The organism is Peribacillus sp. NPDC096622 (assembly GCF_044762665.1).
Lineage (GTDB): Bacteria > Bacillota > Bacilli > Bacillales > DSM-1321 > Peribacillus > Peribacillus frigoritolerans_B.
On record NZ_JBIWES010000028.1, the window covers coordinates 1 to 12216 of the forward strand.

12 protein-coding genes are annotated in these 12216 nt (G+C 34.8%); 2 read left to right on the forward strand and 10 right to left on the reverse strand.

Annotation, left to right across the window (positions count from 1 at the left end; all coding sequences use genetic code 11):
- Positions 1 to 459: 459 nt before the first annotated feature.
- The 7 genes from ACIQYG_RS25100 to ACIQYG_RS25130 form a co-directional block, all read right to left on the reverse strand.
- The gene (locus tag ACIQYG_RS25100; RefSeq protein ID WP_402843880.1) at positions 460 to 1092 is read right to left on the reverse strand and encodes a class I SAM-dependent methyltransferase; all 633 of its coding nucleotides are present in this window, start codon (positions 1090 to 1092) and stop codon (positions 460 to 462) included.
- Between the two features lie 500 nt (positions 1093 to 1592).
- Positions 1593 to 2420 carry a metallophosphoesterase gene (locus ACIQYG_RS25105; protein ID WP_402843822.1) on the reverse strand — a complete coding sequence of 276 codons (828 nt, stop codon included), beginning with the start codon at positions 2418 to 2420 and terminating at the stop codon, positions 1593 to 1595.
- A 320-nt stretch (positions 2421 to 2740) separates the two neighbouring features.
- Positions 2741 to 3421, reverse strand: a complete 681-nt coding sequence (locus tag ACIQYG_RS25110; protein ID WP_402843825.1) for a hypothetical protein — start codon at positions 3419 to 3421, stop codon at positions 2741 to 2743.
- A 364-nt stretch (positions 3422 to 3785) separates the two neighbouring features.
- Positions 3786 to 4988 carry an IS110 family RNA-guided transposase gene (locus ACIQYG_RS25115; protein WP_402843827.1) on the reverse strand — a complete coding sequence of 401 codons (1203 nt, stop codon included), beginning with the start codon at positions 4986 to 4988 and terminating at the stop codon, positions 3786 to 3788.
- 275 nt (positions 4989 to 5263) lie between these two features.
- A complete protein-coding gene (locus ACIQYG_RS25120; RefSeq protein ID WP_402843830.1) occupies positions 5264 to 5734 on the reverse strand; it encodes a DinB family protein in 471 nt (156 codons plus the stop codon).
- Between the two features lie 371 nt (positions 5735 to 6105).
- Entirely contained in the window at positions 6106 to 7104 is a 999-nt protein-coding gene (locus ACIQYG_RS25125) for an NADP-dependent oxidoreductase (RefSeq protein WP_402843833.1), read from the reverse strand.
- Between the two features lie 40 nt (positions 7105 to 7144).
- Complete coding sequence (locus ACIQYG_RS25130; protein WP_402843836.1) at positions 7145 to 7480, reverse strand: ArsR/SmtB family transcription factor; 336 nt, start codon at positions 7478 to 7480, stop codon at positions 7145 to 7147.
- A 458-nt stretch (positions 7481 to 7938) separates the two neighbouring features.
- Between ACIQYG_RS25130 and ACIQYG_RS25135 the strand changes: the two genes are divergently transcribed.
- On the forward strand, positions 7939 to 8439 hold the full coding sequence (locus ACIQYG_RS25135) for a hypothetical protein (protein WP_402843839.1): 501 nt from the start codon (positions 7939 to 7941) through the stop codon (positions 8437 to 8439).
- A 414-nt stretch (positions 8440 to 8853) separates the two neighbouring features.
- On the opposite strand, the gene ACIQYG_RS25140 is transcribed toward ACIQYG_RS25135, so the two are convergent.
- Together ACIQYG_RS25140 and ACIQYG_RS25145 are read right to left on the reverse strand one after the other, a co-directional pair.
- Positions 8854 to 9588 carry an SDR family NAD(P)-dependent oxidoreductase gene (locus ACIQYG_RS25140; protein ID WP_402843841.1) on the reverse strand — a complete coding sequence of 245 codons (735 nt, stop codon included), beginning with the start codon at positions 9586 to 9588 and terminating at the stop codon, positions 8854 to 8856.
- Between the two features lie 171 nt (positions 9589 to 9759).
- Complete coding sequence (locus ACIQYG_RS25145; RefSeq protein ID WP_402843843.1) at positions 9760 to 10110, reverse strand: DoxX family protein; 351 nt, start codon at positions 10108 to 10110, stop codon at positions 9760 to 9762.
- 827 nt (positions 10111 to 10937) lie between these two features.
- On the opposite strand from ACIQYG_RS25145, the gene ACIQYG_RS25150 reads away from it, so the two are divergent.
- Positions 10938 to 11096: a hypothetical protein gene (locus tag ACIQYG_RS25150; protein ID WP_402843845.1), complete on the forward strand. Its 159-nt coding sequence runs from the start codon at positions 10938 to 10940 to the stop codon at positions 11094 to 11096.
- Positions 11097 to 11277: 181 nt separating this feature from the next.
- Here ACIQYG_RS25150 and ACIQYG_RS25155 read toward each other — a convergent pair whose 3' ends face one another.
- A complete protein-coding gene (locus ACIQYG_RS25155; RefSeq protein WP_402843847.1) occupies positions 11278 to 11715 on the reverse strand; it encodes a hypothetical protein in 438 nt (145 codons plus the stop codon).
- Between the last annotated feature and the right edge of the window lie 501 nt (positions 11716 to 12216).

The following is a 12216-nucleotide window of genomic DNA, read 5'->3' on the forward strand; positions in this document are numbered from 1 at the left end:
ATGCTGGGTCAATGGTCGTTGACACTCATGCATCATACAAGAGGGCTCTTTTTCTTTCAAGACCCCGAACATCCTTCTAACAGGAATGCTGCCCCGATAAAGTTCCATAGGAAAAAGCTGCCTTAAAGACAGCTCCGCTCTTCAGCTAACGAACCGTTAGTTTAAGTAGAAACCTTCACAATCTTAATAGAGTAAAACCTATTGGTACATAATCAAACCCTTTAAATTAGAATTCATAATGTCTCATAAGATCTGTATCAAATGCTTATCGTTTGTAAAAATCCATATTTTTCTGCTGAACCCCCTATAGGGGGTCCAGCAGACATTTACTCTTTAGCTAATTCTTAAAAAGACGATGAAGAAGGTGTTTCGAAGTTCCTGAGAAAAGAGTCCCTTCCAGTATATTTCTACAAAAAGAATAACTTTTGGGGGTTATGGAGAAACCAATTTCACCTTAGTTTATGGCGATGGGACAGCTTCTTTTAAGCAGGCCGAAAAAAAAAGTTCGTTGTATACAAAACATTTTCTAAAACGCTTTAAAACATCGCATTTATAACCGTTCTTATGAAAAATATCTATATATCCTTTCTCATCTCTGATAAAACGTCCTTGATCTAACCAGTTCATAAAGAAGTTACAAAAAGGTTTATGTTGGTACATGCAAGGCTCAATTGCAATGACTCTCCCATTTGGTTTTAATACTCGCTTAAATTCTTCCGTATAGGTTTTTATGTCAGCACAAGAGATGTGATGTAACACGGAAATAATGAGAATATAATCAATACTTTCATTTTCAACTGGCAGAGAATATTCTTCTAAAACTTTGAATTCATAATTTGAATATAGCTTTTTCGAATACATAACTCTTTTTTCGTCAGGCTCTACACCCATATAACGTTCAGAAGAAAATAAAGTGCAGTTTACCCCTGTACCGGAACCGAAATCTAAGACAGTTTTATCATTAAATTCAAATTCCTTTTGTAAATAAAGATGTATATACTTTTCAGTAAACCACTTAGGACGTACTAAGTTATGATATAATTGCGGGAAAAATTCGGTTAAAATATGCCCTACACCAACTTTCGCTAAGATTTCTTAATTAAATTTCCTTTCTTCATTCGAAATTATGCAAAAAAGCCAAATGTAAAAATGGCTTTCCTTCTATAATCGTGGAATATCTACAGGACTTCCTGATAATAAATGGGTACTAACGATGATTTTTGAAACTTAACCAATTTCACCCGTTGATAGATGCTTGTAAGCATTTCTAATATGTATACTTGTAGACGCTTCATACCGGAATATAATTCCCAATAGTCTTAAGCTTGGCTTTAGTTGACTGATATCTAGGTGATTATTGCTTATTTTGTTCCAAATTGGGCTTTCTATTTTTGGACCAATAACATAATCTAAAAATAATCTTTTCAAATTTTGGGCAACATGTATATATCATATTCCAAGCAATAGTAGAAAATATAATAATACCTTCACCTCAAAGAGGTGAAGGTGAAGGAATTTCCGAAAAAACACTAAGGGAAATTTTAATTGTTTTTTACTTTTAGAATCAAACTAAATTTTCCTCTGTACTTGTTTTAAAGATTAGGAATTGTTAGTTCATGAATTGTAATTTCCGGTCTGCTCCCTATACGAATATTAAACAAGGTTTGTCCAAGTCCCTCATTTATATAGAAAAGTTTCCCTTGGTAATGAATAAGCCCCTTAATTAAGTTGAGACGAACAAGTTTCCCGAACTTTCTTAAGTGGTACGGTTTCGGCCAACAAATTTGACCGCCATGAAAATGTCCGGCAAGTAGATAATCAAAGTGGAACTTTTCCATTTGTAGAACAAGGTTGGGATCATGAGTTAAAACAAGTCGATAACCTTTTTCTATCAAGCCATTATATGCTAAGCTTAGATTGCTCCTTTTTGTATGGTAATCATCAATTCCGATAATATAAATTAAGTTTCCTTCCACAATTATCGTATCATTCTGATTTTGCATTGTTTTGATATCATATCGTTCAAATAATTCCTTTAAACGTCCAAAACTGTCCTCTCTTAAAATATAATCATGATTTCCGAAGACCGCATATATGCCATATTTTGGATTGAGTTGTTGTATTACTTCTAGATAAGGAATTATTTTAGGAATACTTTTCGTTCGATCTAAATAGTCGCCTGTTAAAGCAATCAAATCAAAATTCTCTTTCTTTAATTGATTATATAGTTTTTCTGGAGAAATCGATAAGTTTTCTAAATGCAAATCTGATAATTGAAGAACGCGTAGATTAGAACAGTTGGGGGTAGTCACATTTGCAGAAACGGGAGCTACAGTGTTAACGATTGCCTCATGTGTATTTTTATTCGCCCTATATATAAAATAAACGAGAATTATCAACATAAAGAATAAAAAAATCAAACTATTTCCTCCTCCCTTTAAATCAGTATAGGGATTGAGAAAAAGAAAGTAAAATGAAAATAAAGGAAGTTAAAACGAGTCGTAAGAACCAGACATCCGAGTGAGTAATTTGTTGATTGTGCTTCAGGACTATCTAGCCTCCCGTTAAAGATTTTTTAACTTGAATACTGATTAAATGATTTATGATATTTTGAACAAGAATAGTATATTAATTTATTGCAGGTTTACTATGTAACCAATGTACTAACAAAAAAGACCTTCAATTGAAGGTCTTTACTCATATGAGGAACAATGTGGATAAAGGCCCCTCCGTTAATGTATCAATAAGACCATTTCTCATCATCTGTAACCCACTGATTTTTCTTTAAATCAAAGGATTCATAATCATCGTGTAGAGAAAAGTAGGCTGGCAATGTGATTGCTTGTCCATCTGCTTTTTTCCAGCAATCTGCGACCCAAGTAGCAAACGCTTGTTTTTCTGCAAGGTTAAGTTCCTCTTCATTTTTTTCGTAGAAATCCCAAAAGTCATCTGTTTGATTACCTAAAAGGTGGGTGTATCTTACATTTTCAATCATACCCAGACTACCTGCAAAGATAGAAGAATCCTTACTCTCGTTAAAGACTTCATTAGCTTGTCTATCCATTGAGAACATAGTAATGGATAAGTTAAACTCGGAAGGATCTTCTACAAATGCTACAAAATCCAATAATTCCACTTTAGAGTAAATGGTGTATTTATGTAACTCCTTTATATTACTGATTAATGTTTCCGATTTTGCATCAAGGTTTTCTTCGACTGACTTCATATAACTGTCCACCGTATAAAGAGATTTAGTTTCGTTTACTTCTTCTGAAAAGAGCTCTTCAACATCTGTCGGTTCCTCAGCATGTGCACTTTCTTCGACTGGAGCCTTTTTATCTACTGCTTTTTCTTCTTGCATACATGCACCAAGCAATCCAATTGAGATAACACTTGCTGCTAAAATAAAATAATTTCTCATAACAATTTTTCCCCATTTTCTCTCATATAGTAAATACTAACTAATCCATCTTAATCTAATGGAACTAGAAAAGCACTAGGATTATTTAGAGTACCTAAACAAAAAACTTTAATAAATAAATAGAAAGGGCATGTTTTGAAAAAAGATTATCAAAACATGCCCTTATACTACTATTAAATTGGATTATTCTTTTATAAAAACGCTGATCTTTTTTGTCTTCCTTAATAAACTAAACCAGCTAATAGGATGTCAATATCTTTCTCTAAAATTTTCATTTCCCTTATGATATACTATTTTTGGCCATGCCAAATAACCCTCCAAAATCCTTTTGGAAGGATTTTTCTTTGTTTCACAAAACCGTTAATTAGGCTAAATCTAGGAACGTTTCTTTTCTGCTTAATAAAGCATAAATCCAATGAAGCAACTTATTCATACAGGCAACGATTGAAACTTTGGCAGGTTTTCCTTCTGATTTTTTCTTATCATAGAATGCTTTAAGCTTTTTGTTCCTTGAACTTCTTATGCCGCACAGTACGGCAAGATACAGAGAATGACGTAGGCTGCTCGAACCCCTTTTAGTAATACGATTAATGGTTGCCGTAAACTTACCTGATGAGTGAACACTTGGATCTACTCCAGCGAAGGCAACTAGTTTTTTCGGGTGATTAAACCGATCGATTTCACCAATTTCAGAGATAATCGTGGCTGCGATTTTTTCTCCGATACCGGGAATCGATTGGATGATCTTATATTCTTCCAGTTCATTTGCCAGGGCCACTATACGATCTTCCAACTCAGTGAGGTGTCCCTGGTAATGAAAAAGCAACTCAATATACATACGTAGATTGATTACGTGACTTTCATACACGTTTTTTTGAAATGGATTTCGAGATGCGGAGTCCATTATTTTTTTGGCTTTTCCCCACGCCCATTGACCCGATCGGCTAGGACAGAACTCCATTACACTCTCTGCTAGTTTACTTTCCCCGGCTTTTATTACGGCCTCTGAAGTAGGGTATTCCTTTAACATCAATAATGAAACCTTTGAGAATAAATCGCCAAAAACCTTTCGGTATTCGGGAAACAGTTGATCTAAAATGGTGTGAAACTGAAGTTTAGCTTCCACATACATATTCGTTACGATTTCCTGTTGTCTGGACAAATTCCGAAGGTCTAAAAGCTGAATTCCTCTAATTTTATGAGATTCAAAATCCTCTTTGTAATACAGCACACACAACTGGTACGCATCGATTGCGTCTGTTTTTACCTTTCGTAAACCGGACTTCTTTGCCTGATAAGAAATAATCGGATTTAGTAAGATATATAGAACTCCTTGTTCCTCCAAGAATTGAATAACGGGAGTATGGTAATGCCCTGTAGATTCTAAAATGACCATAGGCATCTGCCCTGTCACCTCTTCGATTTCTTTTAGAAATCCAATAAAATAATCTAATTCCTCTCTAGTATGCTTTATTGAGAAGCTCTTTCCATACGGTTTTGATTGATCTAAAAATGCCTGAACTTGACTCTCTCCTTTTGCCACATCCAGACCAACAACTGGATTCATTGTTTTCCCCTCCTCTACTTACTAACCAGTACCCCTAGTCCTCCATGCAGTGTCATAGCTTCGCTTGTTATACGAGATCTACGTCCCAACCAGCCTCAAACATGTTTCTACAAGTAGGGGGCGGACAGTTTAGTTCACGGGATCAAGTCCCACGCACCCGTACGTCCTACCCTGGCTACTGATATAATAGATTCTATTAAAAAAAGGTCAACCAGTAATTTTTTTTACTGGTCGACCTTATAATACGAAACCACCCGTTAGTTGATTAGTAAATTCTATTCAAATAATGGAACTTTTGGGTCTTTCCCATAACAATGAACAAGCATAGAGTGTAATTGTCCTCTGTGATGATAAACGTGAGCAACAATCTCTAACAACCATTCATATCGTGAGTAAGTAACACCCCAATAAGAAGTAATTTTCTCTTGAAGTTCGACTTCTGTAAAATTCATAAATTTATCTTCTAAAAATTGATGATTTTTTATCAACGCTCCTTTCATCTCATTTAGGCTTTTATATGAAACACTTGAATAAAATTTATTCATCATATCTTGGGATGCCCCGTCCGATATAAGCGAATCAGCTTCACCAATAATAGCAATGTGTTCTAACAGCTCTCCTATGGAATGCTTATTGGGTGTAGGTCTTTTTTGTAAGTCGTTTTCTTCTAATTTTTCTATCATCTCAATAATTGTCGTTACAGCTACTTTAATTTGATTCAATGCACTCTTACAATATGTATTCATCTTATCCTCCTTTACTTCAAATAAATAATAATATAGGTTCGTATTTCATTTTAGTTTTATCCTCTATGAGTATTCGTGAGCATTATCTATTAAACTGAGGGAGTTCATTAAGGGGTAGCGTCAGGAAAGGATTTACAACGTTAATGAAGCCACAATACATAAAGCCTAAATTCCCGGTGTTATAAGTGTGAATTTAGGCTTTGGTTACTTCTTTAAAGCGCCTGTTCGTTGAAGATCATTTGTAGCTTTAGAATAAAGATGATTGAAAAGTTACCTTTACCCTATTATTTAACATCCATACAAAAGACTCCATACTGAAAAAAGACTGATTAAAAGGAAAGTTGGGAAATATTTTTTACTTCGTTTGACAACTATCTGATTTTTAATATTATTTTCCCTTTCGCCCTTCCTGACTCCGCATATTCCATCGCTTCTTGAGCATCTTCAAAAGGAAAAACTCTATCAATTATAGGTGTAATTTTACGAGTCTCAATAAAGTTTGCGATTATACGTAATTGCTCTCCACTCGGCTTCATAAACAAAAACGTATATTGAACATTATGCTTTTTTTCAAGCATAGTAAGTTTATAACTTGCTGCAGAAAACAACAACGTTTTAAAAAATCCGGAACCATATTCTTTACCAAAACGAGCATTCGGTAATCCCGAAACGGAAACAATTTTCCCTCCGTTTTTTATCACTTCGAATGATTTTTCGAGTATCTCACCCCCAAGTGTATCAAATACGGCATCATAGTTTTTCAGTATCTCTTCAAATTTTTCTGTCTTGTAATTGATAATTTCATCTGCACCAAGAGATTTTACTAAATTCGCACCAGCTTCACTGGCAGTCGTTGCAACAGTGGCACCCATTAATTTGGCCAGTTGAATAGCAAAGGTACCGACACCACCAGCCCCAGCTTGAATTAAAATCTTTTGTCCCTTTTGTAATTGCAAAATGTCAGTTAGGGCTTGATAGGAGGTTAACCCAACCAGTGGGATCGATGCCGCTTCTTCAAAGCTTAAATTTTTAGGTTTTAAGGCGATGTCATCTTCATGAATAGCGATATATTCAGCAAAAGTACCGATTTTACTCTTACGTGGACGTGCATATATTTCGTCACCAACTTTAAAACGAGTCACTTTTGCGCCAACCCTTGCAACGACACCAGAAAAGTCATTTCCTAAGATAAGAGGCATTTTATATTTAACTAACAATTTCACTTTCCCATCGCGTATCTTAAAATCAACAGGATTAATACTAGCTGCATGAATTTCTGCGAGTACCTCATTTTCACCAATTTCAGGTGTGGGTATTTCTACCAAATGCATTGGAACTTTCCCATACCAATCAATAACCATTGCTCTCATACCTATACCTCCAACTAATATGTGTTTATATTCCATCTTTTCAATAAAAGTTCTGCATGAACTTATCAATATCCAACACAAGCGTTCTTAATAAACCTAATTCTGTACGTACATTAATATAATAAAAGTTTTTTGTCCCTTCTTTACGCATTAAAATAACACCGGCATCTCGTAAAACCTTAAGATGATGGGACACAGCAGGTCGAGAAAGATGTGTTTGTTTAGTGATTTCACCAACACGTAATCCTGTTAGACAATCCGTCCCCATTAGAACTAACAAGATCGATTGACGTGTTTCATCACCAATTGCCAATAGTACTTTTTGACAATTAATAAAATCCTCTTTGATAATATTTAGTTGGTCCTGTTTATTCATTTAGTTAAATACCTCCAGTAATCAGTTTAATGGTTTAAGTTGATGAACCATTGCACCTAACAGAACAATATACTATTGTTCTGTTAGGTGCAATATTGAGAAAGCAAATCGAGACGAATACATCTTAGAGGTGAAGTATCGTTAACTTTAAATATTTGAAACTAACCTTCCCCTTTAGTTCCATAAGAAAAGCTTCCTTAAAGACAGATCCAATCTTCAGCTAAAGCACCCGTTAGTTTAAGTGTATTAAATCACAAACTTAGCTGGTTTTGTTTAATTTAATAAGAAAGATGTGCTCAAAACTCATTTTCATTCATTACAGGAATGCTGCCCCTTTAGTTCCGTAAGAAACAAGGTTGCCGCAGCAACCTTCCTTATTAAATAAAGCACCTCTTAGTTCAAAACATAGTCCATTCCATTTTGGGCAAAGTAACTGTAACTAAAACAAGGAGGTAGTCATGGTTAAGAAAACGATACTTGCTATATGCACATTATTTCTTTTGAACATAGTCGCACCAACTCTAGAGGCAAAAGCTTTAACCTTTGGTGAATTGCCAACCAAACAAACATCGAAACAATGGTCGGTTCAAGTAGGCCAAGCTGAAAAAGGTATGGTGTTAGCAGAATCTAAAAAGGGAGAATATCATACTTACTCTTTAGAGGTTGATAATATTGGTAAGGATGTATTATCTGCGGAAATTTACATGTATAGAAATGAACCTAATTCTACGACGAAGTTTGCACTTTTTGGTTGTCCTCCTGATCATCCTTGTAGAAAACTAGATACTGATGAACAGGCGATTGCTTTAGCAAAACAATTGAATGATGGGTATCCTTATCGATTTAGCAATTTCCTTTTGGCTGAAAAAGCTACGGAATTCGAAGTGGAAATTATTTGGACTCAAAAGGGAATGGAAGGCAGACCTTTAAAAGAAACATTTACATTCACTGCTGAATAACCAGAAAAATAACCCCCTTGAGTGCCAAGGGGGTTATCGTCTTTTATAGTTTATGTAAGATTTTATTCAGATAAAAAAGGATATTTTCACTAAGTCCTCTTCCGGTATTGGCCCCGCCTACGCCAGATACTATGACAGCCACACATGCCAACCCATTGTTATTATAACAGAAAGCGCTTACACTTCCGAGTATTACTAGAAAACGCCACTAGACTTCTTACTCTACAATTTATTGTAGTATGGTTGTTCCTCTTAGTAGTTTCTCACTGTCTTCCCCCTTAAAAGTTTTAATTTCACCTTATAACTCTCCCTAATGCTTAATCAACAATCTGCTCCGTTAGTGCCATAAGAAAAAGGATTGCCGCAGCAACCCCTATCTAAACAAACGTACCTATTGTTTAACAAGAAGCAGAACTACCTTAGATATCCTCCATTATTAATATCGAATGTTGCGCCTGTATAATGCTTGGCTCTATCTGATAATAAGAAGACAACAGTATCAGCCACATCTTCAGGCAGGACAGGCGTATTGATGAGTTGGTGACATAAATACTCCTCTTTTCTCCAATCAGGTATCGTACCCATCATGGGAGTATTAACCATCGTAGAAGCAACAGCATTAACTCGGATATATGGTGAGAAATTCATTGCACAGCTTTTAGTTAAACCTAATATGGCAGCCTTTGATAACCCATAAATTGCATCTGAACTGCCCTCCATTCCTGACACTGAAGACATATTAACGATAACTCCCTTACGTTGGCTTTGGAACAATTTTTTACCGAACATTTGTGAGAGATAAATATACCCCTTAACATTTATATCTAGGACTTTATCAATTTCATCTACTTGATAATCCAATATATTTTTCGCCAAATAAATCCCCGCATTATTAACTAAACCATCTACATCAGCTTGTTCTGCTTCAACATATACAAAAAATTTAATGACCTCTTCATGGTTACTTACATCTAACTGATATGTATGTAGAACGTAGCGGTCATCCATTGACCGTTTTAAATCATATAAGGAATGTTCATTAATATCGCATGCAATTACTGAAGCCCCCTCATATAAGCATTGTTTGACAATTTCTTTACCTATTCCAGAAGCCGCGCCTGTTACGATTACTTTTCTATTTTTAAGCACTTATTGAAGCTCCTCTCTCGCCTTAAAGACAGCTCTGATTTTCAGCTAACGCACCCGTTAGTTCACAAGAACATTCGCAAAGTCCCTCAAAGACTGATTCAGTAGGGGATTAACATAAATAGAGAAGTAAAATTATAAGTTTTATTAAACTCTCCAAAATTGTGAACAAATTTATACCAACGTTAAGTTCTTGATAATCACCATGATAGATAATATTAAACAGATCATTGCAGGAACAATCATTACAATAGATTGATGCGCTCGAAAAATATGAGCATGTAGGGCTCCTATCATGATAAGTACAAACAATACACCTGATCCAACAGCCAAGTATCTATTCCAGATACCTCCAATCATTCCTATTGCTCCAATAAGTTCAATAAATCCAATTACAGACATGAACCATAATGGATATTGATAATGCTGCCAATGTTCAACCTGAAACGGGATACGTAAAAGTTTTATGAATCCTCCGACTAAAATAAAAACTGCTAAAATTACTTGCATAACAATGGCAATCATCTAACCTCACTCCTAATCAATTAGGGTTTCCCCATTCTTGTTAAACTAACGTGCGTTCGATAGTTTACTTTTTGGAATTAAATCTATTTTCTATTGTCTTGAATTCTTCACTATCAATCTTTGGTCGCCATCATCTTTCTCTTTTAATTTCAAACCGATAAGTACAGAAATCAATGCAAATATGAGTGAACCTTGCCAAGTAATGGAGATATTATCCAAGAAGGTAACGAGTAATTCAATTAACGCAAAAGTGAGACCCGCATTTTTAAAAAAATAATAACCAACCCTTAGTTGATTGAATAATACCGAAGGATTTTAAAGCCTTTGGTATCGCATTTGTAATGAGCGAGAGAGGTATTTCAAGAAATACCTACATAACAAAGAAAAATACTAAAGCACCAATTGATTATATTGTAATCCGAGTAATCTTAAAAATATGTATTCAAAAAAAGTAACACCAAGTAAAATTACTAATACGATAGACGTACAAATACCCATTTTTTTAATTTTATTTAAATTAAACGCCTCCTTCCATTAATAACTGTCACCTCGGACACCCCTGTCTTAAACTAACCGTTACTAAAACCAGAGAAAATTTTTTTAAAATTTATCCGTTTTAATCACGTCCCAAAGTTTAATTTAGCTATACATATTTTAGCATTTTTTCTGCAACTAAACTGCCCTGATAGTTGCATAAGTAAAGGCTGTCTAAACGACAGCTTACACCCTAATTTAGTCTTCTTGTATCTATTTATGGTCCATAAAAAATCATAAATAGCATTAGAAAGATGTTTAATAATAACAATATCTTACCAAAGAGATTTTTTATGGCTAAAACAGAAAATACACTAGAAATCAAGAATGAGAAAATTGCTATTTTTGGTGTAAAATACACAACGTCTAAAATGCTTGACATAGAAAAATACAAAAGAAAAATGCAAATGAATATAAATATCATTAAAAAAATTAATGCTATCGTGATATAAGTAAAAGTCCTGAGTTTTTTCAGAAATTGTTTCTCATAACTATAATCAACCATTTTTCCCTCCTGATATTAAGTTTGTTTACCCCTTAAAATCAACCTTTACCGAATACTATTCTTTAGCTGATCAATAAATACCTTCTTCAACTCCCTCAGTTTGATACAAATATCTTTCGAATGCTCACTTATTCGCAGGATTTCATCACCCTTGATTGTGAGGTCAAAGTTAAATGGAGTGATTTCAGGACATGAGGATTTCGTGAAGGCATTGTGAAATAAAGGAGTTGTACATCACTCCATATTTTACCATAAATGTACATTCTCCTCACCGCCCCTGGAGGCTTTGCAGTTAGTTTATTTCCGGTTGATTCGGTTAACTGTAAATGCTTTATGACTTTCTCTTTTCCCTTTTTCGGAATTTTTTGCAGTATATACTTAGCAGATCCTTCGATGTCGCTGCTACCATTAATCATTATGTAATATTCACCATTTGTCCAACCGCCCGTCATATGATACCTTGGTGCATCGTAAGAAAGCTCTGTGTTCTGTTGGGTGGAATCTTGAACCTCGTTTTGTTGAGGAGTATCTACATCTACTAATTCATTATTATAGTTCATTGACACAAGCAGCAAGGATTCCTATAACAAGGAGCCCTACAGTGACAAAATTAAACAAAGGTATGTCCTCCTAAAAGTTAAATGTAAATTTCGAACGATTAAATTATCCACCCTAACATTGAGTATTGAAGACAACAACCTAAAGATTATACCGTAATAATCCAATTCCTTATACAACTATCCTGCTCCGTTAGTTCCGTAAGAAAAAGGTTCCCGCAGCCCCCCCTTTTATTGAGGTAAAGCGCCTGTTAGTTTAATATCTATCTCCAAGTAACTTGTTTAACACAGAACTTCAACGCTAAATCCTTCAGGCACTTCTACGTAAAAAGTATACCTGTGTAAGTGTTGTGGAGGTTTTTCCTATCACTCACTGAAATGGAGGGGTCTCTTTATTTAATATTTTCATTTGTACCCCAGCTACAAAAGTAGAATTTATCTTTACTTTATTTATCCGAAAATAGTAAGAACACATAGACCTCTATACAAGTGAATACAATGTAATAAATC